Origin of the sequence: Clostridium lentum (assembly GCF_014287815.1) — a bacterium.
Classification (GTDB): Bacteria; Bacillota; Clostridia; order Clostridiales; family Clostridiaceae; genus Clostridium; species Clostridium lentum.
Genome location: NZ_JACOOQ010000001.1, coordinates 151,281 through 177,371 on the forward strand (window position 1 = coordinate 151,281; position 26,091 = coordinate 177,371).

At 26.6% G+C, this 26,091-nt stretch carries 29 protein-coding genes; 25 read left to right on the forward strand and 4 right to left on the reverse strand.

All coding sequences use genetic code 11. From position 1 onward, the window contains the following. Window positions 1-41 precede the first annotated feature (41 nt). The 9 genes from H8R92_RS00675 (at window position 42) to H8R92_RS00715 (ending at window position 6,074) form a co-directional block, all read left to right on the forward strand. The gene (locus tag H8R92_RS00675) at window positions 42-1,244 is read left to right on the forward strand and encodes a nucleotidyltransferase domain-containing protein (RefSeq protein ID WP_022212190.1); all 1,203 of its coding nucleotides are present in this window, start codon (window positions 42-44) and stop codon (window positions 1,242-1,244) included. A gap of 44 nt (window positions 1,245-1,288) precedes the next feature. Beyond that, window positions 1,289-2,611, forward strand: a complete 1,323-nt coding sequence (locus H8R92_RS00680; RefSeq protein WP_022212189.1) for a UDP-glucose dehydrogenase family protein — start codon at window positions 1,289-1,291, stop codon at window positions 2,609-2,611. Window positions 2,612-2,754: 143 nt separating this feature from the next. Beyond that, entirely contained in the window at window positions 2,755-3,000 is a 246-nt protein-coding gene (locus tag H8R92_RS00685; RefSeq protein ID WP_022212188.1) for a hypothetical protein, read from the forward strand. Between the two features lie 106 nt (window positions 3,001-3,106). Next, complete coding sequence (locus H8R92_RS00690; RefSeq protein WP_022212187.1) at window positions 3,107-4,045, forward strand: phosphoenolpyruvate carboxykinase (ATP); 939 nt, start codon at window positions 3,107-3,109, stop codon at window positions 4,043-4,045. A 15-nt stretch (window positions 4,046-4,060) separates the two neighbouring features. Next, window positions 4,061-4,390, forward strand: coding sequence for a lasso peptide biosynthesis PqqD family chaperone (locus tag H8R92_RS00695; protein WP_022212186.1), 330 nt, complete (start codon window positions 4,061-4,063; stop codon window positions 4,388-4,390). Beyond that, window positions 4,365-4,823: a lasso peptide biosynthesis B2 protein gene (locus H8R92_RS00700; RefSeq protein WP_022212185.1), complete on the forward strand. Its 459-nt coding sequence runs from the start codon at window positions 4,365-4,367 to the stop codon at window positions 4,821-4,823. The genes H8R92_RS00695 and H8R92_RS00700 overlap by 26 nt, the downstream gene beginning before the upstream one ends. Before the next feature lie 60 nt (window positions 4,824-4,883). Next, on the forward strand, window positions 4,884-5,123 hold the full coding sequence (locus tag H8R92_RS00705; protein ID WP_022212184.1) for a hypothetical protein: 240 nt from the start codon (window positions 4,884-4,886) through the stop codon (window positions 5,121-5,123). Window positions 5,124-5,311: 188 nt separating this feature from the next. Then, on the forward strand, window positions 5,312-5,695 hold the full coding sequence (locus tag H8R92_RS00710) for a nucleotidyltransferase domain-containing protein (RefSeq protein WP_022212183.1): 384 nt from the start codon (window positions 5,312-5,314) through the stop codon (window positions 5,693-5,695). Then, on the forward strand, window positions 5,688-6,074 hold the full coding sequence (locus tag H8R92_RS00715; protein ID WP_022212182.1) for a HEPN domain-containing protein: 387 nt from the start codon (window positions 5,688-5,690) through the stop codon (window positions 6,072-6,074). The genes H8R92_RS00710 and H8R92_RS00715 overlap by 8 nt, the downstream gene beginning before the upstream one ends. A gap of 58 nt (window positions 6,075-6,132) precedes the next feature. Here H8R92_RS00715 and H8R92_RS00720 read toward each other — a convergent pair whose 3' ends face one another. Then, complete coding sequence (locus tag H8R92_RS00720) at window positions 6,133-7,860, reverse strand: ABC transporter ATP-binding protein (protein ID WP_207722781.1); 1,728 nt, start codon at window positions 7,858-7,860, stop codon at window positions 6,133-6,135. Between the two features lie 204 nt (window positions 7,861-8,064). On the opposite strand from H8R92_RS00720, the gene H8R92_RS13280 reads away from it, so the two are divergent. The 10 genes from H8R92_RS13280 to H8R92_RS00765 all read left to right on the forward strand — a co-directional run bounded on the left by H8R92_RS13280 (window position 8,065) and on the right by H8R92_RS00765 (window position 19,598). Next, window positions 8,065-8,187: a hypothetical protein gene (locus tag H8R92_RS13280; RefSeq protein WP_022212180.1), complete on the forward strand. Its 123-nt coding sequence runs from the start codon at window positions 8,065-8,067 to the stop codon at window positions 8,185-8,187. Beyond that, on the forward strand, window positions 8,174-10,804 hold the full coding sequence (locus H8R92_RS00725; RefSeq protein WP_186834399.1) for a YfhO family protein: 2,631 nt from the start codon (window positions 8,174-8,176) through the stop codon (window positions 10,802-10,804). The genes H8R92_RS13280 and H8R92_RS00725 overlap by 14 nt, the downstream gene beginning before the upstream one ends. Window positions 10,805-10,943: 139 nt before the next feature. Further along, a complete protein-coding gene (locus tag H8R92_RS00730; RefSeq protein WP_186834400.1) occupies window positions 10,944-12,521 on the forward strand; it encodes an efflux RND transporter periplasmic adaptor subunit in 1,578 nt (525 codons plus the stop codon). Next, entirely contained in the window at window positions 12,521-13,231 is a 711-nt protein-coding gene (locus H8R92_RS00735; RefSeq protein ID WP_022212177.1) for an ABC transporter ATP-binding protein, read from the forward strand. Before H8R92_RS00730 ends, H8R92_RS00735 begins: the two co-directional genes overlap by 1 nt. Next, window positions 13,231-14,517, forward strand: coding sequence for an ABC transporter permease (locus tag H8R92_RS00740; RefSeq protein WP_186834401.1), 1,287 nt, complete (start codon window positions 13,231-13,233; stop codon window positions 14,515-14,517). Before H8R92_RS00735 ends, H8R92_RS00740 begins: the two co-directional genes overlap by 1 nt. Before the next feature lie 19 nt (window positions 14,518-14,536). Next, entirely contained in the window at window positions 14,537-15,235 is a 699-nt protein-coding gene (locus H8R92_RS00745) for a response regulator transcription factor (protein ID WP_022167042.1), read from the forward strand. Then, window positions 15,222-16,859, forward strand: a complete 1,638-nt coding sequence (locus H8R92_RS00750) for a sensor histidine kinase (RefSeq protein WP_186834402.1) — start codon at window positions 15,222-15,224, stop codon at window positions 16,857-16,859. The genes H8R92_RS00745 and H8R92_RS00750 overlap by 14 nt, the downstream gene beginning before the upstream one ends. Before the next feature lie 177 nt (window positions 16,860-17,036). Next, window positions 17,037-17,183, forward strand: coding sequence for an aspartyl-phosphate phosphatase Spo0E family protein (locus H8R92_RS00755; protein WP_186834403.1), 147 nt, complete (start codon window positions 17,037-17,039; stop codon window positions 17,181-17,183). 140 nt (window positions 17,184-17,323) lie between these two features. Beyond that, a complete protein-coding gene (locus H8R92_RS00760) occupies window positions 17,324-18,031 on the forward strand; it encodes a LytR/AlgR family response regulator transcription factor (RefSeq protein ID WP_022212172.1) in 708 nt (235 codons plus the stop codon). Window positions 18,032-18,167: 136 nt separating this feature from the next. Continuing rightward, the gene (locus H8R92_RS00765; protein WP_186834404.1) at window positions 18,168-19,598 is read left to right on the forward strand and encodes a SpaA isopeptide-forming pilin-related protein; all 1,431 of its coding nucleotides are present in this window, start codon (window positions 18,168-18,170) and stop codon (window positions 19,596-19,598) included. A gap of 60 nt (window positions 19,599-19,658) precedes the next feature. On the opposite strand, the gene H8R92_RS00770 is transcribed toward H8R92_RS00765, so the two are convergent. Continuing rightward, a complete protein-coding gene (locus H8R92_RS00770; protein WP_186834405.1) occupies window positions 19,659-20,219 on the reverse strand; it encodes an RNA polymerase sigma factor in 561 nt (186 codons plus the stop codon). A gap of 239 nt (window positions 20,220-20,458) precedes the next feature. Here H8R92_RS00770 and H8R92_RS00775 point away from each other — a divergent pair, with 239 nt between their 5' ends. From H8R92_RS00775 to H8R92_RS00800, 6 genes are all read left to right on the forward strand, one after another. Continuing rightward, window positions 20,459-20,689 carry a single-stranded DNA-binding protein gene (locus H8R92_RS00775; protein WP_022212169.1) on the forward strand — a complete coding sequence of 77 codons (231 nt, stop codon included), beginning with the start codon at window positions 20,459-20,461 and terminating at the stop codon, window positions 20,687-20,689. A gap of 291 nt (window positions 20,690-20,980) precedes the next feature. Then, window positions 20,981-21,205, forward strand: coding sequence for a DUF1659 domain-containing protein (locus H8R92_RS00780; protein WP_186834406.1), 225 nt, complete (start codon window positions 20,981-20,983; stop codon window positions 21,203-21,205). A gap of 149 nt (window positions 21,206-21,354) precedes the next feature. Beyond that, window positions 21,355-21,570, forward strand: a complete 216-nt coding sequence (locus tag H8R92_RS00785) for a DUF2922 domain-containing protein (RefSeq protein WP_186834407.1) — start codon at window positions 21,355-21,357, stop codon at window positions 21,568-21,570. Between the two features lie 378 nt (window positions 21,571-21,948). Further along, window positions 21,949-22,377 (forward strand): phosphatase PAP2 family protein, encoded by a 429-nt coding sequence (locus H8R92_RS00790; protein WP_186834408.1) that lies wholly within the window; start codon window positions 21,949-21,951, stop codon window positions 22,375-22,377. A gap of 641 nt (window positions 22,378-23,018) precedes the next feature. Beyond that, complete coding sequence (locus tag H8R92_RS00795) at window positions 23,019-24,143, forward strand: RNA-guided endonuclease InsQ/TnpB family protein (RefSeq protein WP_186834409.1); 1,125 nt, start codon at window positions 23,019-23,021, stop codon at window positions 24,141-24,143. Window positions 24,144-24,276: 133 nt separating this feature from the next. Continuing rightward, window positions 24,277-24,711, forward strand: a complete 435-nt coding sequence (locus H8R92_RS00800) for a hypothetical protein (RefSeq protein ID WP_186834410.1) — start codon at window positions 24,277-24,279, stop codon at window positions 24,709-24,711. Between the two features lie 254 nt (window positions 24,712-24,965). Here the strand turns inward: H8R92_RS00800 and H8R92_RS00805 are convergent, their stop codons facing one another. Both H8R92_RS00805 and H8R92_RS00810 read right to left on the reverse strand, forming a co-directional pair. Further along, on the reverse strand, window positions 24,966-25,256 hold the full coding sequence (locus H8R92_RS00805) for a hypothetical protein (RefSeq protein ID WP_186834411.1): 291 nt from the start codon (window positions 25,254-25,256) through the stop codon (window positions 24,966-24,968). Between the two features lie 135 nt (window positions 25,257-25,391). After that, window positions 25,392-26,012 carry a hypothetical protein gene (locus H8R92_RS00810; protein WP_186834412.1) on the reverse strand — a complete coding sequence of 207 codons (621 nt, stop codon included), beginning with the start codon at window positions 26,010-26,012 and terminating at the stop codon, window positions 25,392-25,394. Window positions 26,013-26,091 lie beyond the last annotated feature (79 nt).

A 26,091-nucleotide genomic window follows, 5' to 3' on the forward strand; every position in this document is an offset into this window, starting at 1 on the left:
AATAAACAAAAAGCTTAATTTTATCACCGTGGAGGATAAGGATGGAAAAGTATCAAGAACAGATAATTGATTTATTAAATGCATCTATACATGATAGTAAACCAAAATTAAATTATTCTAACAATATTGATTGGGATAAAATCATTGAAGAATGTAATGCTCATAGTATAGATGGACTTTTATATCCAGCACTAAAAAATAGTGGAGATAATATAGATAATAAAATTATAAATAAATTAAAAAAAATTACACTTATATCTGCAATTCAGCAAAGTAAGCATATTAAAGATACAGAGGAAATATTAAAATTATTTAATGAAAATAATATATCAGTAATAGTTTTGAAAGGACTAGTTATTAGGTATTATTACCCAAAACCAGATTTAAGGACAATGTGTGATTCAGATATAATTATTCATAAGGAAGATCTGCCAAAGGTGAGAAAACTTCTTTTAAATGAAGGTTTTAGAGAAGAAGAGGATGCAGGGCATCATATTGCATTTTTAAAACATGGATTTAATTTAGAAGTTCATTGGACATTAGCAAATGAAACATTTAGAAATGGGCAAAAATGCTTTCAAGAATATATTTGGAATGATGCTAGGAAGATTAAAGTTGGGAGAATTGATACATTAGCATTATCACTTGAGGACCAGGCTTTACATTTTTGTGCACATATGGCATCTCATATGGCTATATCAGGCTTTGGTGTTAGACAATTAGCAGATTTAGTTTTATTAGTTGAACATGAGGGAAAGAATATTAATTGGAATAATTTTTTATTAAAAGCAGAAAGAAGTGGATTATTAAGATTTTCTATAGGCATGTTTAAAGTATGTAATTATTTATTTAATATGGAGATACCAAAAGAGCTTAAAGATAATAATAATGATGATGATGTTATAAATTTAGTTGTAGATGATATATTCACAGGAGGAGTTTATGGGCAAAGAGATTTATCTTATACCTTTAGAGCTCAAGTGGGGTACGATATAGATAAAGATAATACCTTTAGTATGGTTAAAAGATATATACAAATAATATTACCTCCAGTAAATAAATTATCTGATAGATATGGATATGCAAAGAAATATAAAATATTGCTTCCAATTGCATGGATACATCATATATTTGTAGGAATTACTACTAAAGAATATGACAAGGAAAGTAAAAAGAAATTTTTAACCTCAACCATTAGTAATGCAAAAAGTAGAAATAAGGTTGTAAGATGGTTAGAACTTTAAAATATATTTATAATTAATGTGGTGTTAAAGGGAAGGAGTTAATTATGAGAATAGTTGTAGCAGGAACAGGTTATGTAGGATTAGTTACAGGAGCTTGTTTATCGGAAATAGGACATAATGTAACTTGTGTAGATATAGATGAAAACAAGATTACAATGATGAAGGAAGGAATTTCTCCTATATATGAGCCTGGATTAGATGAATTATTAAAGAAAAATCATGATGAAGGAAGATTAAATTTTACAACAGATTATAAAAATGCTTATAAAAATGCAGAGATAGTATTTATAGGGGTAGGAACTCCTGAAAGAGAAGATGGTTCAGCTAATCTTGATTATGTTTTTACTGTCTGCAAAGAAATTGCTGAAAATATTGAAAATGATTGCTTAGTAGTGGTTAAGTCAACTGTTCCAATTGGAACTAATGATAGAGTAGAAGCATATTTAAGAGAAAATGTAATAAATAATGTGAATATTGAAGTGGCTTCAAATCCAGAGTTTTTATCACAAGGAACTGCAGTTGTAGATACTTTGCACGCATCAAGGATAGTTATTGGAGTTGAAAGTAAAAAGGCAGAAGAAAAATTAAGATACGCTTATGAAGCATTTAAACAACCTATAGTAGTTACTAATAGAAGAAGTGCTGAAATGATTAAGTATGCTTCTAATGATTTTTTAGCGTTAAAAATAAGTTTTATAAATGAAATGGCAAATGTTTGTGAGATTGTTGGAGCTAATATAGAAGATGTAGCTAAAGGTATGAGTTATGATAAAAGAATTGGGGACAAGTTTTTAAAAGCTGGTCTTGGTTATGGAGGATCATGTTTTCCTAAAGATACAAAAGCTTTACATTGGTTAGCTAATGATAGTGGATACGAAATAAAAACTATTAAAGCTACAATAGAAGTTAATGAAAATCAAAAGTATAAGATGTTTAGAAAAGCAAAAAAACGATTTGGAACTTTAAAAGGAATGAAAGTAGCAGTACTTGGATTAACTTTTAAACCTGAAACAGATGATTTAAGAGAAGCTCCATCTATTCCTAATATTAATAGGTTATTAGAGGAAGGAGCAAAAATAGTCGCTTATGACCCTATAGGTGAAGAAAATTTTAAAAAAATATTTAAATCAGGAATTGAATATGTAAATTGTCCAGAGGAAGCATTAAAAAATGCAGAAGTAGTGTTCATATTTACAGAATGGAAAGAAATTAAAAATTTGGATTTAAAACTTTATGAAAATTTAATGAAAACACCAATAATTTTTGATGGTCGTAATTGTTATGATATTGATTTAGTAGAAGAATATAATATAGATTACTATTCTATCGGAAGAAGTGAGATATTAAATATTAATAAAGAAATATAGTTAATTGCGAAAAAAATAGAAATTTGTAATACGATTAATTATAAAAAAATAGGAAAATATGGTAAAATATAATATAAGGTTATACATTTTATTTGAAATATATAATAAACCTTAATTAAATTATAAACATATTGGAGGTAAAAATGATAAAAAAATGGATGAATCCAGAATTAAAAGAATTAGATGTAAGAAGAACTAAAGTAATAGAACCAACTATAAGTTCACCACGTTCAATGGAACCATTATATGGATGGCATTGTCCTTGTTGTTTAAAGAATAGTGAATATATATTTAATACAGAATCTTTAGCACGTTATGATTTTAGCACAAATCATTTACCAATTTGTCCTAAATATGATGAAAATACTAAGTCATGTATAATATCTTAATTTTAAAAAGAAATTATATATGAATAAACAAGGTAGATTAATTTCTACCTTGTTTATTCATATATTATGAAAAAATTAAAAATTATATTTAAAATGGAGAGAAAGTATGAATTCAGGAAAAAGTAAGTTTTATTATGAAGTATATGGCTTAGATATTGAATCAGAAATAAAAATAGATGAGTTTGTACCAATTGAAAATATTAATACTGATAATAAAGTTAATATGATATATAGTAAAATGCCAGCCAATATAAAAAAAAGTATAGAAGATAATAAAAAAGCTTTTTTTTCTAAAGAAGAAGTGTGGTTTCATATTGATGAAGTGGCTACTTATAGAGTGACTAATGGGGAGTTCATTGAATTTGAACCTTGTGAAAAGGCAGACCCGTACATTTTAAGAGTGTTTTTAATGTGTAGCTGTTTAGGTTTTATAATGATACAAAGGGATATTATAGCTATTCACGGAGGAACTATTGTTGTTGATAATAAAGCTATAATTTTAACAGGTGATAGAGGGGCTGGAAAATCAACACTTACCACTGCTTTAAGATTAAAAGGATATCAATTTATTTCTGATGATGTAGCTGCTTTAGAAATGAAAAATAATATTCCAATGGTGAAGCATGGGTTTCCTTATCAAAAGCTATGCAGTAGCGCTATGGATAAATTAGAATATGATAAAGAAAAATATTTTTCATTTATGAGTGATACTGAAATTAAATATTTAGTGGATGCTCATGATGATTTTATATATGAGGATACTAGGCTTTTTGCTTTATGTGAATTGTCAGTAAGTGATACTGCTCAGGTTCAAATTGAAGAAATAAAAGGTAGTGAAAAACTAAATAAACTTATAACCAATAGATATAGAGCAGAATTTGTACAAGCAATGGGGGGAATATCACCAATTGCTTTCAAGACTTTACTACAAATTGCCAAGAGCATAAAATTTTATAAGATTATAAGACCAGAAGGTCAATTTACAGTAGATAAGCAGATAGAATTATTGGAAGAAAAAATTAAAACATTACAAAGTATAAATTAAGAAGGAGTGAATCATATGTTAGATTTTAAAAAGTTTTCAGGAAAAGTTGGAGAAGTAAAAAAGGATTATGGAGTTAATCTTGATTCTGTTGTTTCAAAAAATGAAGAAATAGATGATACGGATCTTGATGGTGAAAAAGTAATGATGAACCTAGATAAAGGTCAATACTTTATGATGAATGAAGTAGGAAGTAGAATATGGGAACTTATTGAAGGAAATACTTCTATAGTAAATATAATAGAAACTTTAACTAATGAATATCAAGTAGATGAAGAAACTTGTGAAAATACTGTAATGGAGTTTTTAGGAAGATTAAAAGATGCAGAGCTTATTAAAGTTCTTTAAAAAAATAAAAACATTTTTCAAAATAAAAAATCAGGATAAATTAGCTTTTATAAAAGCATTTATATATATGGGTTACTTTAGATCTTTTATATTATTTGTACCATTTAATAAATTGAGAAAGCGTATGGGTAAGATTAAGTTGGAGTCACCACAGGAAGTAGATGATGAATGCTATAAAAAAGCTGTAAGAATAGCAAGGATAGTAGGAATAGTATCTTATCATACACCATGGGAAAGTAAATGTTTAGTACAAGCATTAACGGCTCAAAAAATGTTAAAGAAACAGGGAGTATCTACAACTCTTTATTTAGGAGTAAAGAAAGACAATAATAATCAAATGTTAGCTCATGCTTGGATCAGATGTGGAGATTATTTTGTTACAGGTGGAGGCAATAGACATGGATATGCCGTAGTTGCCAAATTTGCTAGTTAGTATCTATGACTTATTATAGTCTTAAAATAAATAAATATTAACTTAAAAGGAGAATGGAAAATGAAAAAAGAATTTGTAAAACCTGAATTAAGAGATTTATCAGTAAACTTAACAAATGATATAGAGTATGTAGATTATTGTAATTGGGTAGGTACAGAAGTTATTGGATTAGGCAATGAAGACTACACAGATCCAAATAAAAAACCTACTCAGCACCCAGATTGGGTATGGTGTAATAAGCATAATAGATGGCATCCAAAAAATCATGGTTCAAATGATTCAACAGTAAGTGGCTCATAATATTAAAAATGTAATTTAGTAAAAAATAAGCTTAAGGATAAATATGACCTTAAGCTTATTTTTTATTTTAAATAGAAAAGTATAGATTCAATTTTAAACTTATTGATTTTAACAATATATATATATAATAAAAATAAATTTTAGGATATAATATTATAAAATGATATTATTTAGGATGTGATTAAATCATGTTTTATGGTTGTAATATAAAAAATGATGTTGAGTACTCTCTTGATAAAAACATAAGAAATGAGATTATTAAGATTAGAGATATATGTATTTATAGATTAAAAAATGCAGATATATTATTATTTGGTTCTATAGCAAAGGGAAAATATAAAAATAGTAGTGATATTGATATATTAATATTAATTGATGATAATAAAAGTGTTAGTGAATTAAGAAAATTAAGACATGAATTAGAAGATGATATAGATAACCTAAATTTAAGTAGAAGTGTAGATATTAAATTATATAATAAAAATAGATATATTGAATTAAGTAAGGAAATAAGCTTTGAAGGAGATATAATAAAAGATTTAATAGATATAAGGAAGTGGAATTATGGTTAAGAGAGATATGTTTTATTTTGCAGATATTGATGAAAAATTTATAGATTCAACGAAAGATAATGAAGGATTAGAAGATGGAGTGCTAGTTCATTGTCAGCAATGTATTGAAAAAAATTTAAAAGCTATTATTCAGAAGAAGTACGGAGTGATATCAAAAGAACATAATCTTGTTAAACTATTAGAAGTATTATATTTGCAAGGTTATCCAGAATTAAAAAAGTATAAGAGTCTTTGTAGAGATTTAAAAGATTTTTATTTTAGTAGAAGATATGCCAGTGATGATTATGAAATTTTAACTCATGAAGAATATATTGATTATATTAATAATTTTTATGAGTTATTAAATGAACTTAAGAAAATCAGAAGTGAATTTGAATAAATATAAAAAACACCTAACAGCATGTTTATTATGTTGTTAGGTGTTTTTTTATAAAATGTTATACTAGTTCAGTGGCAACTTCTAAGATACTTTCCTTACTTACTTGTTTTAAATGACCTTTTTCCAGTCGTATTATACGATGACAAATATTAAGGGCTGAAGGTCTATGAGTTATGATGATGCAAGTTGGTTTATGGGGCAGTGATTTAACTGATTTTAAAACACTTACTTCTGTTTCAGGATCAAGAGCAGAAGTTGCTTCATCTAAGATTAATATTGGTTTCTTTCTTAAGAATGAGCGAGCTATGGCTAAGCGTTGAGCTTGTCCCTCGGAAATGCCAGTAGCTTTTTCACCAATTACTGTTTCAATGCCATTTTCTAATTCATTAACGAAATCTAAAGCGCAGGCGTTTTTTAAAGCTTCATATATTTCTTCTTCTGTAGCTTCAAAGTTACCATATCTTAAGTTGTCTTCAATAGTACCAGAAAATAAAGTATTTCCTTGTGGAACATAAGAAATTAAATTTCTGTAATCTCTATTAAAGGAATCCTTTTTATTATTTTCTTTTAAATAAACTTTACCACTGCTTGGATTTATTAGCGCAAGTATCAGTCTAATTAAAGTGGTTTTCCCTTCACCAGATGGACCTACAAAAGCAATGGTTTCACCATAAGGAATAGTTAAATTAATATCATTAATAATTTTAGTACCTTTTTTATATTCAAAAGATACATCTTCAAAGGTTATTTCTGGATTAATAAAATCAATAACTTCTTTTTCTGATGATTTTTCCAGTGGTATTTCTTCAAGTTCCATTAATCTTTCGGCAGCGGCAATAGTTGATATTAATCCAGGAAACATAGATGCCAATGAAGAAAATGGAGATTGTACCTTTCCATATAGCTGTAGCATGGCTGTAAAGGTACCATAAGTAGTTACTCCAGTAGAAATATTTAAAGCACCCCAGCAAAAGATTGTAAAGTAAGCTAAGTTTGAACATAGTGACATGGCTAATCCAGTCATAGCTGAAAGTTTAGTATTTTTCATGGCTATATTATATTTATTATTTTGAATTTGTATTAATCTATCCATATTTATTTTTTCCATACAAAAAGTCTTTACAATCATTATATTTTGTACAGATTCTTGAATGAAGGCTCTATATTTAACATCTTCTTCTTGAGCTTTCTTATAAAGAGCTTTTAACTTTTTGCTAAAATATCTGCTTACTAACACAAGAAATGGTCCAATAAATATTGCAATTATAGCAATGGAGGGAGCTAAATAAATAAGCGTAGAAAAAGAAGCTAATAGTGTTACTAAAATTGAAATAATGTTAGGAATGGTACTAAGCAAAGTAGAACTTATAGTTGCTACATCAGAAGTTATTCTTGTCAATAAACTTACACTATGAAATTTACTTTGTTCAAGCCAGCTACTATATTCAATATGTTCAAACATTTTATTTTGAATATTTTGATTAAGCTTTGTAGAAGCATGGGTGCTTAATAAAGATGTTATAGGATTTAATAACATCATACCTAAAGTAATACTGATCATGATAATAAGATACTTTATCACTTGCGAGGTGTTACCGCCTATAGCATTATCTATTAATGATTTGGAAATTAACGTATTATAAACGCTGATTAAAGAGGAAGCTGAACTTATTACAGTAGTAAAGATTAAAAATGGTATTACAGGTTTAGCATGGGATAAAATCCACTTTATTTTTATAAAAAATTCTTTTAAATCATGAATATTTGTTAGTTTTTTCCAGTTCATCTAGTAATCTCCTTTTTAAAATACTAAGAATATATTAACATAAAAAGAAATTAAAACCAATTAATAAAAGTGATATTTTAGAGAATATTATAAAAATAAATTGTAGGGAAATGTTGAAAATTGACGTATGAAAATTTAAGTATTATTTGACAAATATAGTAAAATAAATATGTGAAAAATGTAAATAATACTTAGAGGTGAATTATGGATAATGTATGGAGAATAAATAATGGTTATATAAGTAATAGTAATTTAGAGAGAAATAAGAAAATAGTGATAGTAATAAATGTAGTTGAGGATGAAGTTAGGTCATATGAAGAAAATTAAAGAAAACTATATCTTTATTTTATCCTTTATACTTCCAATAGTTCTACTGTTTATAACATTTACAGTCTTAGGAGTAGGCTTTATTGGTGAAAAGACTATAGTGTCCAGTGATATGTATACTCAATATGTTGCTTATTTTGGTAAATTTAAAGAAATTTTAAGTGGAGATGGCAGTATATTTTATTCATTTAATAAATCTCTTGGTGGAAATAATATAGGGTTATTTGCTTACTATTTAGCAAGTCCATTAAATTTGCTTTTGATATTTTTTCCTAAGTCAGCTATAGGTGAGTTTATCTTTAGTATTTATTTAATAAAGATAGGGTTAGCTTCCTTATGTTTTTCCATATATATAAGCAAGGTTTATAAAAAGAAGGATTTATCAGTAGTGATTTTTTCCTTATGTTATGGACTTATGGGATATAACATATGTTTTCAAATGAATATAATGTGGATGGATGGGATGATGCTATTACCATTGGTGGCATTAGGTATTGAAGAAGTAATAGTTAATGAAAAATATAAATTATATATGATAGCTTTATTTATGGTTATTGTAAGCAATTATTATATAGGCTATATGATATGTATTTTTTCAGTATTATACTTTTTCTATAAAGCCAGTATTTATAGAAGAATTACTTTGTCAGGGACAGTTAAGTTTTTTTATTCATCAATTATTACTGGAGGATTGGCAGCTTTTTTACTTATTCCAGTGGCAATATCTTTAAGTACTGGTAAGGCTGATTTTAATTTGTTTAGTGAAGCTATAACCATTAAACAGGATTTAAGTAGCATCTTAAGCAAGTTATTTATTGGTAGTTATAATATGGGACAAGTAATGAAGTCACCTGCCAATATTTATTGTTCAGTTATGGTGGCAGAATTATTAATATTATATTTTTTTAATAAGGAAATTAAGCTAAGAAATAAACTTACTTCTTTAATAGTACTAGGTTTTATTGCTTTAAGCTTTTTTATAAGCACATTTATATTATTATGGCATGGCTTTGATTATCCCATAGGATTTCAATATAGAAATTCATTTATATTTTGCTTTTTTGTAATTACTTTATCATATGAAGCTTGGTTAAAAATTAAAAGCACTAACTTTAAAAGTTTGTTTATAGTAACGCTTTTTTTTGCAATGATAAGTATCTTAGTAAGTTATGGAGATTATGATTATTTAGATATAAATAAAATAGTAGTTACATTTGTAATTAGTGTTTCTTATGTTATTATCTTAACGATTTTTATTAAATTTAATGATATCAACAGAATTATATTGCCCTTAATTAGTGTACTACTTGTCACAGAGCTTACTTTAAATTCTTATCTTTCCATGAAAAATATTAAATATATTGATAAAGAGCATATTGGAGGCTATATTGAAACCATCTCACCATTAATTGAAGAAGTAAAATCACTAAATGATAATTTTTATAGAATTGAACAAGTTTATAGAAATACCTTAAATGATTCTATGCTTTTAAATTATAATGGTCTTGGTCATTCTAGCTCAGCTAATGAGGAAAACACAGCTAAGTTAATTAAGAGTTTTGGTTTTAAAACCAATGTCATTAATAATGTTTATAATATGGGTTCAACAATTCCCATAGATTCAATTTTAGGTATTAAATATCTGATTTCCATGGAGCAGCCAGAATTTTTTAAGTGCTATAAATATAAGCAAAATATGTTTTATAAAAAAGTTAAAACAGAAGGGAGTTATGCTGTTTATGAAAATCCTTATGCTTTACCTATAGCATTTATGGTTAATGAAAGATTAGAGTCTACCAATATCAATGAAGTTAAAAATAAATTTGTTTATAGTAACGATATATTAAAGTTAATGGTTAATGAAAATTATGATATATATAAAGTATTAAATATCACTGATATTAAATTAAATAACTTATCAGAAGTGAAATATGATGATGAAACAGTATATCAAAAGGAAATTAAGGGTGTGAAAGCTACCATAGAGCTTATTGTAAAGGCTGAGCAATATGCACCAATATATATGTTTTTAAAATCTAGTGAATATGAAAATGGTTTTAGTAGCAAGAAAAGTAATATTAGTTCACAAAATAGCGTTAACATAACAGTAAATAATAATGTAAAGTATGATCAGTTTACAGGTTATGGTTATAATATTCAATTTATTGGCACCTATGATAAGGATGAAGAAATAACCATTGAAATTTCTGTACTAAATGATAGCTTTAGTTTAGATGAAGTACAATTATATTATTGTGATATGGATAGATTCCAAGACATTTATAAAAATTTATCTTATAATATAATAGAAAATACAATATATAAAGATGGATATATTAAAGGTGATATAAAGGTAACAGCAGATAAGACATTGATGTATACTTCAATTCCTTATGATGAAGGTTGGAATTTAAAAGTTGATGGTGAGGAGTATGATTATTTTAAAATTTTAAATGGATTAATTGGTGTAAAGCTTCAGCCAGGACAACATAAAATTGAATTTAAATATAAGTTACCAGGTTTAAGATTAGGCATAGGGATTTCTATATTTTCATTGGGAATATTAATTCTAGCATTTAAAAATAAAAAAAGAGTCTTTTCTAAGTTAAAGAGTTAGAAAAGACTCTTTGTTATTATAAATGAATACTTTATAGTCACTATAACATATTAAGGTTATATTAAGGTTATATTATGTATAAAATTAATATCTAATATTTAAAATAAATTTATATAATAGTGAAAGGATGAACTGCTTTATGAAGAGAAAAGAGATTAAGGATGTTATTAAAAAATTTACATATAAAAATAAAAAGAGTTTATGTATATTTATGGTTTTAGCTGTTTTGGCTGGGGGAATTGTTATTGTTAAAATTAATTCTTATAAATCACAACAAACAATAGATTCTGAAAATTATGCTAGAACTGTTTTTGTTGAAAAGGGAGAAATAAATAGGTCAATAAATGTAAATGGTAAAATTGAAAGTGCAGAAGTATCAATGGTTTCAACATCATTAACGGAAAAAGTTAAGTCTGTTAATGTAAAAGTTGGAGACTATGTTAAAGCTGGAGATGTTATTTGTACTTTAGATGATGGTGATATAACAAAAGAAATTGAAAAGAAAAAATCTGAAATAGCTGAAAATAAGAAAGAATTAGAAGCTAATTATAATAAATTATCTAATCAGTTAAAAGAAGCAAAAAATGTTAAAGTATCTTCAGTATCAGCACAAGATAATGTAGTATCAAATTTAAAAAGTAACTATGAAAACACAGAAAATGATTTAAATAATTATGATGGAACTTATAAAAAGATTCAAAATACATATAACACAATGTTAAGTGCAATAGAAAGTAAAGTAAATAATTATAATGAAGCTGAGAATATTAAAAATTCTGCTTATAATGCTTGGATAGCTAGTGGAGGAAATGCTTCTTCTGATGAATATGTAGCTTATAAAAGTGCAGAAGAAAATTTAAATAATAAACAAAGAGAATTAGAAGAAGCAAAACAACTTTATAATTATGAAGAAATAAAAGAAAGCTATAATGCAGCACTGGCAATATTTAATGAAAAAATAAGCAATAGAAATTTAGCTAAGGAACAATATGAAGCAGCAGTAGCAAATCGTTTAAGTGTGATTAATAGTGCTGATGGAGAAATATCTAATCTTGAATCATCAGTTAATGATGCATATAAACAACTACAAAAAGCTGATGATAATGAAGAATTAAAAAACTTAGAAGAAAGATTATCAAAAACTGTATTAAAGGCTGAAACAGATGGGAAGGTAACTGAACTAAAAGTAAAGGTAGGGGCAGTACCAGAGGGACAAGTTGCTACAATTCAATCTGATAATAAGCTTATTATAAGTGCTATTATTCCAGAGTATGAAATTAAAAATGCAAAAGTAGGTATGAATGCATTGATTACTACTAATTCTAGTGATAAAAAGATTTCAGGAAAGCTTACAAGAATATCTCCTACAGCTAATGCTGGAGAAACAAGTGGTTTTTCAGCAGATATATCTATAGATGATGCTAAAGATTTATATATTGGAACAAATGCTAAAGCAGAGATAATAGTTTCAGAAAAGAAAAATGTTCTTATGGTTCCTAAAGATGCAGTTAAAGAGGTGGGAGGAAAATATTTCCTAATGGTAAAAGGAAAAGATAATCAATTTATTGAAACAGAAGTAACTCTTGGAGAAGAAAATGATTATTATGTTGAAGTAAGTGGAAGTGGCATAAAAGAAGGTAGTGAAATACTTGCTGATCTTACAAATTATAATGAAACAACAGAAGGTGTTGAGAATGAAAGTAAAGGTGAAGCATAATGATAGATAAAGTCAAACCACTAATAGAAATGAAAGAAATAATTAAGGCATATAATATTGGATTAGAAAGTGAAATAGAAATACTACATGGTATAGATTTGAAAATTTATGAAGGAGAATTTGTGGCTATTGTAGGTGAATCAGGTTCAGGTAAATCTACATTAATGAATATTATAGGGGTTTTAGATAAACAAACTAAAGGTGAATATTATTTAGATGGTATAGATATAAAAAATGCCAATGAAGCAGAAATGAATGTTATTAGAAATAAAAAGATTGGTTTTGTTTTTCAAAATTTTAATTTGATAGGAAGAACATCTGCTCTTAGAAATGTGGAATTACCTATGCTTTATGCAGGTGTACCAGCAGAACAGCGTACAAAAAGAGCTAAGGAGCTTTTAAGTAAAGTTGGAATGGAATCTAGAATGAATCATATGCCTAATGAGCTTTCAGGAGGACAAAAGCAAAGAGTTGCCATTGCTAGAAGTTTAGTTAATAATCCTGCAATAATTCTTGCGGATGAGCCAACAGGAGCACTTGATAGTGAAACTAGTACTATGGTAATGAATATTTTTAATGATTTAAATAAAAATCAAGGAAAAACAATTATTCTTATAACTCACAGTAAAGAAATAGCAGAGCAATGTCCTAGAATTGTAACCATAAAAGATGGAAAAATTATAAATGATAGCAAAGAGGTGGTGAGTTAATGGGATTAATGGAAAATGTAAGGCTAGCTATCAGTAGTTTAAAAGCAAATAAGCTTAGAGCGTTACTTACAATGTTAGGTATTATAATAGGTATTGCCTCTGTAATTACCATTGTTACCATAGGAGATTCATTGGCTGCATCAATAAATAGTGAAATGTCAGGTTTTGGTGCTAGAAATATTAATATGTACTTAGAACAAAAAAATTTAATTACATATAATGAAAATGGAGAAGAAATTTATTCTGAATATGAAGCACCCACAGAAAAGGATTTTGTTACAGATGAAATAATAAGTGATTATAAAAAAAAATTTGCTGATGATTTATTAGCAGTACCTCTTTCAGAAAGTGCTGGAAGTAGTACTCTTTTAAATGGAAGAATCAAAGTTGATATAGAGGTATATGCTGTAAATGCAGATTACTTCAAAGGGGAAAATGTTAAAATAATATCTGGAAGAGCCTTAACGGAAAAAGATAATGATGAATTAAGAGCTGTTACTGTAGTAAGTGATAGTTTTGTTGATAAGTATTTTAAAGGTAAATATACATATGATGAAGTTTTAGGTAAATCTTTTGAAGCAAATATAGGAAATAATACAGTAAAGCTATATATATGTGGTGTATATAAGTATAATAAAAATGATGGAGAAGGTATGTATTCATCAGATGGAAAAACAAGTACAAAAGTATTTATTCCTATGTCAATTTATAAAAAAATTAATAATAAAAGTAAGGGGTATGAATATTTTACTATTATACCTAAAGAAAATGTAGATTTAAATGAGTTTTTAAATAAGACAAACAGCTATTTTTCTGAAGCCTATAAATCAAATAAAAAATTTGAACCAACTGGATATAGTATGGAATCAATGATGGAATCTACAAATAAGATGATTAATAGTATTAAACTAGGAATAAGTGCTGTAGCAGCAATATCACTTTTAGTAGGTGGTATTGGTGTAATGAATATAATGATGGTTTCAATTACAGAAAGAACAAAAGAGATAGGCATTCGTAAAGCATTAGGAGCAGGAAAGAGGGTTATACTTATACAATTTATTGTGGAAGCAGTAATTATATGTATAATAGGAGGTATAATAGGTGTTATAATAGGAAATTGTTTTGGAGCAATAGGTGCAAAAATCATGGGATATAGTGTTAAAGCTAATATTTATGCAATTTTATATTCAGTTGCTTTCTGTATGGCCATAGGGATATTCTTTGGATATTATCCAGCTAGTAAAGCAGCAAAGATGAATCCTATTGATGCATTAAGATACGAGTAAAGAGGAGTAAATTAATTATATGACAAAAAATATATTAATTGCAGAAGATGATGAGGATATAGTTGGTTTATTAAGATTATATTTAGAAAAGGATGGATATAAAGTTATATCTGTAGATAATGGAGAAGATGCTTTTAAAATAGTAAAAAATAGTCAAATATCTTTAGCATTATTAGATATTATGATGCCTAAGATGAATGGTTATGAACTTACTAAAAAAATTAGAGAGATAACAAATATTCCCATTATAATTTTATCAGCTAAAACTCTTGATAGTGAAAAGATACTAGGTCTTGACTTAGGTGCTGATGATTATCTTACAAAGCCTTTTAATCCATTGGAAGTAGTAGCTAGAGTAAAGTCACTTTTAAGAAGGTGTTATGAATTTAAGTTAGATAATGTAGAAGAATCTAAGAAAATATTAAAAGTTGGTGAATTAGTATTAAATGAAGAAACAGTATCTTTAACTAAGAATGGGGAAGAAATTCAACTAACTCCAACTGAATTTAAGATATTAGCTCTTTTAATGAGTAATCCAGGAAGAGTATATACAAAGGTGCAAATTTATGAAAATATTAATGGAGAATATTTCAAAAATGATGATGGTGCATTAATGGTGCATATTTATAGAATTAGAGAAAAAATAGAAGATGATTCAAAGAACCCAATGTATTTAAAAACAGTAAGGGGGCTTGGTTATAAAATTGAAAAAATCTAAAAAGGCAAATAGAAGGGGAAGTATATTTTCCCTTCTAATTAATAATTACATATTATTCACAGTAATTATTATAATTTCAGCTATATTAATAAACAATGTTAGCAATTATTTAATATTTGGTGATTATGATGCTATTTTAGGATTAACTAAGAAATATCAAAATTACTTGAAGGAAGAAAAATTTAATAAATTAAATCTAAAAGAGATAACAGGTGAAGATGGTACTATAGAAATATTAGATGAAAATTATAATTTAATTTATTCTTTAGGAAAGGATATTAATAAGGAAAAATATAATGAAGATGAGATAAATGCTATACCAAACTATAGAAAGGATGATACATATTTAAATATATATGATTATTATAGTGAAAATGGGGAAAGTTATAAGCTAATTATTGCTGAATCATATTATTCAGAAGGTGTTATAAGCAATTCATTAAAATCTACTAGTAAATGGTTTAAAGTATTAGATAAAAATTTGAATGTTATATTAGAAAGTGATAATGCGCCAGCAAAAAAAAATTATACTGAAAAAGAAATTATTTATATGAGAGGTTATTATAATAATGGACTATTTATTGAAAAGTATCAATATATTAATAATGACGGCATAAAAAGAACAGCTATTATTAAATCAAGAGAGTTGTACACAAATAGTTTCTTTAAAAAAATGAATATATTAACTAAGATAGATTTTGTTGTGTTTGGAATAGCTTATATAATTTTAGTGGTGATATTTGTATTTGTTCTTAGAAGTAAGTTTTATGAGCCATTAGAAAAGCTTAATAAAGCAATGGAACTTTTAACAGAAGGAAAAAGAAAAAAACCTGTAGATTATAGTGGACCTCGTGAGTTTGTAGATATATGTGATAGATTTAATATTATGGTAAGTAAGCTTGAAGATAGTGAAAATCAACGTAAGAAGTTGATGAATGATAAAGAACGTATGATGGCAGATATATCACATGATTTAAAGACACCTATAACAAGTATTCAAGGATATGCTAAAGCGCTTTCAGATGGAATAATTGCTGATGAAGATAAGGATAAGTATATAAAGATTATTTATGAAAAATCAAAGAAGCTTACAGAGCTTATTAATATTTTTCATGAATACAGTAAACTAGAGCATCCAGACTTTAATCTTATTTTTGAAAAAGTTGATTTAAGTGAATATTTAAGAGCATATATTGCTTTAAAATATGAAGATATAGTTGAAAGTGGCTTTAATATAGAAGTGGATATTCCAGAAAAGGAAATGGAAATAAAAATTGATAAGGTTCAGTTACAAAGGGTATTTGATAATATCTTAGGCAATAGCATTAAACATAATGAAAAAGGTACTAATATATATGTATCATTGAAAGAAAAAAATGATATTTATGAAATAATAATTGCTGATGATGGAAAGGGAATTTCAAAAGATATAGCAAATAATATATTTGAAGCATTTACAGTAGGTGATGAATCAAGAAATAGCAAACAGGGATCAGGTCTTGGTCTTGCTATAGCTAAAACAATAGTTGATCTTCATGGAGGAACCATAGAGCTTGAACCAGAATCTCTTAAGAAATTTAGTACACAATTTAAAATAATTTTAAAGAAAAATCCTAAACTATAGATTTCGTTTATATTCTTTACAGTATACTTTTTTAAACAATTAAGTTGAAAATATGAATTAAGAGAATAAAAATATATCCATACATTTTAACAAAAAAAAACAACGATATTACAAAAAGATACATTTAAATAAATTTATGTTGTAATCTTAGAATAATATTATTGAAGAGGTGGTTTTATGGACATATATGATGAAATTGATAAGATAAGAGAAATTCTAGAATATGAAATTGACAAAAGTAGTTCTTTAAGTGACAATAAGATTTTAGAATTAAGTGTTAGATTGGACAAACTTATTAATGAGTATTATAGGAGTATAAATTAAAGTTAATTATAAAGGATATGTATTGGTAATTATATTATGGAGGAATCTTATAGAATAGGTGTTAAATAAATCTATTTTATAGGGTTCTTTTATATTTAGGTTTTAAGTGTTAGATTTTGAATTTAGGGAGGTATTAACTAATGATTAATGTAGCAATATGTGAAAATAATGCAATGCAAATAAAATATGTAGTAGATGTGATTAAGAAGTATTCAATAAAAGAGAATATGGATTTTATGATAGATAAATTTATCAGTGGTGAAGAGTTATTAAATAGTAACCATAGTAAATATAATGTGATTTTTTTAGAAATAAAAATGAATGGAATATCAGGCATAGACACAGCAAAAAAAATAAGGGAAATCAATGAAGAGGTTAAGATAATTTTTCTAACAGCATCAAAGGAGTTATGGGCAGAAGCATTTAAAGTAAATGCATTTAGATATTTAGTTAAACCTGTAAAGGAAAAGGAACTATATAATGAAATATCTACTGTAGTTAATGAAATTAAAAGAAATAACAAATATATAATATTAAATTATAATAATGAAATAAATAAGATTTTTATAAGCAATATAAGATATTTGGAAATTGAAAATAGAAAAGTAGTATTTCATTGTAATTCAGGTAAGTATTATTCTATGAGGCCATTATCATACTGGAATGAAGTATTAACAAAATATAATTTCTATAAACCACATAGTAGCTATTTAGTAAATTTAAAATATATATCAAAGATAAACAAGGAGTTATTGGAACTATCCACTGGTGAGATAATATATTTTTCAAAAAGAAAGTATAAAGAATTTAAAGAAAAGTACATGGAGTATATAATTAGTGAAATATAAGTAAAGATATATATTCATAGTATAAGTAATATTAATAAAATTTATGAAAATAAATTTAAAAGAGTATTTATTTGGTATATAATCTAGATATAAGTATAAATATACTTATAAATATATCAACAAAAAGGGTGAATATATGAAAGGAGTAAAAAGAAGATTCGCAAATGTTAGAAACATAGCAATATTTATAAGCATTTTTATGTTTATAAGCTTATTTTCTAATATTACAGTGAAAGCAGATGAGCTAGAAGATGGAGAAGTTAATCTAGTAGTTTCAGAGCAAGCAGAAATTCAAAGTAATGAAGAATTTGATGCTGAAAATGAGCTTCTTATTACAGAAGAAATAAAAGAATATGAAGATACCCAAAATCATAAGGTTACGACAGTTAATGTAAGTAATGGTTATGAAGAGTTTGTTGAAGAAACAAAAGAAGAACTTCCTACTGCAGAGGAAGCTAATGAACAAGAAGAAATTTTTCAATATGAAAAGGAATCTGAAGGAGCTATAACTGAAGATAAAGAAGAAGTTATAGTGCCTGGAGAATCTACAGAAAAACTAAATGAAGGTGACACTGAAAGTGAAGAGCCTAAAGAAGATGAAGAAGATACTGAACAAATGAAGATATCATTATTAATTAATGATGAAGAAGTAAACTATGAAGACAATATTAGCTTAAATGAAGACGATGATATTGATTTAAGTGTAATGTATTGTACTAAGGATAAAATAAAGGCTGGAGATACATTAGAGATTAAGATTCCTACATTTATCACTGTAAAAGATATAAAATATGAAAAAACTGATTTCAGTGAAGAAAGTGTTGCAGATGATGGCACTGTAAAACTTATTTTTAAAGAAAGAATTTTAGATGTAGGATCAATATACATTGGGAAAATTACCATAAGTGGTACTATAGCACATACAGAGGAAAGTGTTACTGAAGGCACAGAAGTACTTGTAAATGGAGCAGCTTTAATTGGTGCAAGCATTACAGCTATTCCAAAAGTTAATACAGAGCCTAATCCAGAAGAACCAGCAGAGGAGGTTTATAAGGGATCTGTAGTATTAACCAATGTTGAAAGAGGAAATAATGAAAAGGTTCTTGTAGGAGCTATGTTCATTTTACTTGATGAAAATCTAGATAAGATGGGAGATATCTACACCACCAATGAACAAGGGCAAATTACTGTTGATAATTTGATTGAAGGAGATTATTACTTTATAGAAATAGCACCTGAAGCAGGTTATGTTTTGGATATGATTCCAGTTAAATTTACTATTTCGAAAGATAATGAGGGACCTGTTTTGGTATTTAAGGAAAATTCACTTATGCCAAAATTAACTTTTCCAAGTGGTGATGGTAATGTCAGCAGTGGAAGCACTATTAACAAATTAAGCGGACTTTCTATGGCTAGTAAGTTAAGCACTAACACCAGCACAAATTATAGAAGAACCCTTCCTAACACAGGGGGGAATTCAAAGGCTGTGGCACTAGTAGTGGCACTTACAGCTATTTTAATAGGCTTTAAATTTGTCAGAAGAAAAAAGGACAATAATGTAACTTAAGTTAATAAAAAAATGCGTGATTGAGCAAGTGCCAACACGCATTTTTTATATAATAATATATTATATGAAAAATTTTCTAAGCTTGGATAGTATTAAATCTAAGTTCTTTTTTCCTTCATATCGTGTGATTTCTTTTTCTAGGCAATAAGGCCTAAGTTTTCCTTTGAATTTGTAAAATATAAGATAAAGTACTTCTAGTTCATCTGATGATAAGGTAGATAATGCTTCTTTTAGTGTTGTGTGTATAGAACTTGAAATTAGTAATTCTTCTAGATTTACACTATCTTCTAATAAATCAATGATATCATAATCACCTACTACATTAATATTGAGACTGGATTCTAAATTAGATTTGTGGTGATTGCGGATAAGTACATTAAAGGTATTTCTGATGGTATTCATGATATAAGCATCATATGTTATGCTGTCTTTATTTAAATCTAGAGCATTTAAGGCTTTAAGTACTGAAAGGCTAGCCTCTTGTCTAAGATCATTTTTATCAAATCCCTTTAAGTTTGTCTTTAAGCAATATTTATTAATAAGTGGTTCATATTTGTGCAGTACAGCTAGAGCTGCATCTTTATTTCCTTCTTTAAATTTTTTTACTATGGTCTTATCCATTTTTAACTCCCCCTTTTTAAAAAATAAAACACATAATAGAACATGTGTTTATTATACTATATAAATATTCAGTTTTTACCAATTTGTAAAAAAATCTTATCGACAAATTATTTTAGTGAGAATAAGACATATTATAGGAATAAAATTATTATTTTTTTAATATAAACAAAATAGATGGATATAAAGCCGGTACATTAAAATTATATTTTATTTATATTAATTATTTTGGAGGAATAGATATGAATGAATATTTAGAACAAGCTATTTCCGAGGTTAATAATTTAAATGAAGGTGAAGAGTTTTTAGTAAGAGATTTGTTCAAAGGATATACTTGGAATAGGATGACAGTTGGTACTAAACTTAGTCTTGATAAGTTGTTTTTAAATGAAGTAAATACAAATAAGAATTTAAAAATCAGTGTACTCGGCAAGAACTCATTTCATCAGCCAATTTTTAAAAAACTAAAGTAAATGATATAAGCTAATTTAAGCAGAAAGCTGGTTACATGGAAGGTTAGGTTTCTATGTAATCAGCTTTTTAAGTTTAATGACACTAAATAAAACAAAAAATAAAAAGGAAAATGAATTTAAAAACACGAAGGTTTTAAATTAAAAGGGTATTATAAGTATTTACATCTATATGAAAAATATTCAAATAAATTTGAAAAATTCCTAAAAAAAATTTCACAAAATTCTTTAGGTGCATATTTATTATATGTAAGGCGAAAGACTTACAAGATAAATAAAAAGGGGGACTGTAAAATGGCAGTAAGCAAGGAAATTTCAACAACATCACTAGCAATTGAAGTGGAAAGTGGGGTGGATTCAAGTGGTAATGCTACTTACAGCAAAAAGAGCTTTTCAGGAGTAAAAGATGGGGCAGATCCAGAAAAGGTTTATGCAGTAGCAGAAGCAATCAAAGGTGTTATAGGGGCAAACACTAGATACTACTACTTAACAGAAGTATCATTACTAAAATCTGAATAAAAATTATGAATTATGAATTACGAATGATGAATTAAGGATGAAACTCGAAGAGTTTCTATAAATTAATTCTTTCTAAACTCCTCTCGGAGTTTATTCCACAATTCATAATTTATCACTCATCATTCATCATTATCTAAGGGGGTTTTTTTATGGAATTTACTTTATCAATGACTTTTTTAACTTCTACAGGGGAAAAAACAACAATGTCAGTTTCTAATGTGAAGGAGAATATAACACAAGATGAAGCAGTGACACTTATGGATGCTATAATAGCAAATGATATTTTTCAAACTTCTAAGGGAAACTTTGTAGCTAAGTCAGCAGCACAAGTAACTGAAAGAAAAGTAACTAAGTTTGAAATTTAGTATTTAGTATAAATAAAATACTTTAGAACTCAGAAAGATGCTGTATCAAAATAACATTTGATGCAGCATCTTCTTTTAGTTTAGCACAAGTATAAATATTGATTTTTAAAAGGATAAACGTTCATTAATTATTATAGGTATATTATTAGTAATTTATTCATAAATATAAAAAATAATTTAAATAATATGGTGTAAGAGAACTTTAGATTAATTGTAAGCAAGAAGGTTGAGGTAAGTATTTTAGATATTAATCATAAGATTAATATGTCTATCTAAAAATATTAGCTTTATAATTTCAAGAAAATTTTGGTAAGTGAATTAAAAATTTTTCTTAATGAGTGATATAATATTGTTATTAAATTGTAAGGGGGGATAATTATGGAGTTTGAATTAAATATTATCAGGTCAATACAAAGTATAGCAAGTCCGTTTTTGGATGGATTATTTCAATTAATAACTATGTTTGGAGAAGAAGCAATTTTAATTCCTTTAATTGCTGTTATTTATTGGACATTTAATAAGAAAATGGGCGAGTATATTGCTTATTCTTCTTTAACTAGTGTATTGATAAATGGAGCTGTTAAGGATGTTTTTAAAGCAAAAAGACCTATAGGAGAGCCAGGTATAAGATCTCTAAGAGTTGAAACTGCCACTGGATATTCTTTTCCAAGTGGACATACACAAGGGACAGCTTCTTTTTGGGGAGCAATAGCTATTTATTTAAAGAAGAATTATATGTATGCTATTTCAGGTATTATTATAGTTTCTGTAGCAATATCAAGATTATATCTAGGAGCAACTATTTAGTTGTTAGAAATATATACAAATATGTTTAATATATTTTTAATATAAAAAGCTCCCCATGTTTATAAAGAGCATGGAGTGATAGGCAAAGACCTATCCAAAACTACTTGAATTGCTGGAAGTTCCTAAAGCTAACTAAACCACAACGTAAACATGAAATAAGGTTAAGCGTGAAGGTTACGAGAGTAGAAAAAATTAGTTAGATGGCATAAGGTTAAATCCTAAGTGTTTATAAAATGGATAATCAGCAGGTAAGCCTCGAACAGAGGAAACTTCAACGACTATTCCGTAAAGGAAGTACATCTAAGTGGATGGAAGTGGGTAGCACCTTTTAAAAAGGTGGTGATATAGTCTGTGCTTATGTGAAAACATAAGAAGTTCATAGGAGAACTGGTATGGAGTAACGAACTATATTGAACACGCTAAAAATATACTAGTGTGTATATTTTTATTTATTCAAATAACCAAAATAAAATTTCTAAGAATAAATAATTTAAATTTTTAATTACGAAGAATGTTTAGTTTTTAATACTAAAGTTATATCTTTATTGATAAAAATATCACCTCTAAAAAGTATATAATTTAGAATAAAACAGTTATAAAAGTGGTATAACTAAAAAATGGATATATGAGGAGATGAAATTGTGAAAAAGTCAATAAAGATAAGATTATTACCGACAAAAAAACAAGAAGTATTAATGTTAAAAAGTATTGGTTGTAGTAGATTTGCTTATAATTGGGCTTTGAATAAGTGTAATGAAAAATATAATAATAATGAAAAATATTCAATAGGAAATATAAGAAAAGAATTTACTCAGCTAAAGAAAGAAGAAGAATTTAAATGGCTAAATGAAGTTTCTAGTAAGGTAACACAAGAATCTATTAGAAATTTAGAGAAAGCATTTAAAAGTTTCTTTAATAAAAAATCTAAATATCCTAAATTTAAAACTAAAAGAAAATCTAAACAATCTTTTTATGTTAGATGTGATAGTTTATATTTCACAGATAATATGTGTAACATTGAAAAGATAGGAAAAGTAAGATTTAAAACAAATTATAGTATTCCTAAAGATTGTAGTTATAGTAATCCTTACTGTAGTTACAATGGAAGGTGTTGGGTTTTAAGTTTTAGTGTTGAAGTAGAAGAAAACCAAACTACTTTGAATAAAAAGTTATCAATAGGAATAGATTTAGGCGTAAAAGATTTGGCTACTTGTTCTAATGGTAATGTATTTAAAAACATAAATAAAACAAAAAGAATTAAAAATTTAAAAAATAAATTAAAACACTTACAACGTAGTATTAGCAGAAAATATGAAAGTAATAAACAGGGAAATAAATTTGTTAAGACTAATAATATTATTAAACTAGAAAAATATGTGAAGCAAATTTATAGAAAGTTAGCTAATATAAGAAATAATCACATACATCAAACTACTAATAAAATAATAAAGTATTATCCATATAGAATTGTAATGGAAGATTTAAATATTAGTGGAATGATGAAGAATAAGCATTTATCTAAGGCAATAGCAGAACAAGGATTTTATGAGTTTATGAGACAAATTAAATATAAATGTGAATTTAATGGAATTGAATTTATTCAAGTAGATAGATTTTATCCATCAAGTAAAACTTGTTCATGTTGTGGATTTATAAAAAAAGATTTAAAACTTAATGATAGAAATTATAAATGTGATAAATGTGGTTTAGAAATAAATAGAGATTATAATGCAAGTATTAATTTAAGTAATTATTCTAGAGCCTAAAATGTTGAGAGGCTTTAGTCTTAGGGATTTTGGTGTATTCTTAAATGCTATGGAGTGTTATACAACCCAAAGTAGCTTAGGCAAAATAGGACACAATGAAGTAGTGAATAAATAAAAATATACACATTTAAGTATGTTTTTAGCACCAGTGCATTATCCCAAAGATGTTTTGTTTGGAGCTATCTTTGGTTTGTTGACATCTTTTATTACATATAAGTTATTTGGTAAAATTAATAATAGGATTGCTTTATATTTTGCTACATTTACAATTTTTCTACCAGCATTTTTCTATGCTCATTCAGCAGATTTTATTAAGGGTATGGGAACATTCTTAGGCTTTGTTCTAGGTATTTATGTGGAAAAGAAGTATATTAATTTTTCGGTGGAAGGAAAGTTATCTAATAAAATTTTAAGAATAGTAATTGGACTTGCAATCTTAATTATTTTAAAGGTTGGTTTAAAAGCAATTTTACCTAAAAAATTAGTATTTGATTTCATCAGATACTTTATGGTTGTATTCTTTGGTATTGGACTATACCCAGCTATATTTAAAAAGTTTAAATTATAACTTAAAAAATACAACAATAAGATATATATTATTTTACAGTACATTTAGGGCTACCCAATAATACAGTAAAAGAGTATATGCTAGGTGCTGATGGAGTTTTATATAATTATCAATCAGCTATAAATGGTATTTTACAAATGGAGCAATAAATAAAAATGAGTTATATAAAAATCAAATTTGATATAACTCATTTTTATTTATTAAGTATAAGAGCATAAAATTTATTCTAAATAATAATCCTCTTCCCAAGAGTATTATTGTTCTAACTGAGAATTTAGTTTAGAAATAGTTTCTTCTAACTCTTTAATGGAATCAAGTTTATTTTGAAGTTCTTCTTTTAATTTAGAAAGCTCAGTTTGCTTTTCTTTAAGGGATTCTTCATTTTTTATATTAGACTTTTCTAATGAAGAAATTTTTGAAAAAGATGAATATATTTTTTCTGTAAAGAAACCAGCAAAGATGGAAATGATGCATATTATAATTATTGTTAAATAATTAGTTAGTTTTATATTTTTTCTTTTGCGTATTCTTTTTTTTGTATCCATAATAACCGTTACCAATGCATAAAAATTTATAAGTATATATTTTTTAAACTGATAACAGTTTTCACCTCCGCTCTATATTTTATTTATTACATATTTACTACTAATTTAACATATATTTTTTAAATTTCATAATATTTAGTTTGTATCACTATCAGGTGATGAATCAGAAGGTATATCATCTTCAGCTGATGTAGGTGGAATAGAGTCAGTATCCAAATTATTATCCGGCTCGGTATTGGATTCAATTGGATTATTGTTTTCTGGAGGAACAACTACTGGAGGTTCTGGTGTTTGAGGAGTACTTTCAAGTAGTGATGAGTTTCCACCATTTAAACTACTACTATATGAATTATTAGTTGAATAAGAAGTTTCTTGTTCAGAGTAGCTAGGATAGCTTAAATCTTCTTCATTATCTTGTAATGGAAGAGCTAAATTTGAATTCACATTTTCACCTTCACCATTTTCATTTTCTGTAGTTTCTTCAATGTCTAATCCAAGTGAAATTTGAAGACTTTCTTTTTGAGATTTTAGTTTAGAAATATCTTCATTAGCATCAAGTATTTGTTTTTCTAAAGAGAAGATTTCCAAATCTATTTTTTGCAAATTTGATAATAATTTTTTGTTTCTACTTGTTATTTCAAGATATTTACCTTCATCATGGTTAATACCTTTAGTTAGCAAAAATGTTAAAGTAAAGCAACAAATTCCACAGAACAGTGGCATCAAAATTGCTTTATTTAAAAATTTTGATTTCATTATATGTCCCCCTATTGGTATGTATTTATAAAAAATTAATTATTAACTATATTTATTATCGTTATTAATATGCATAAAA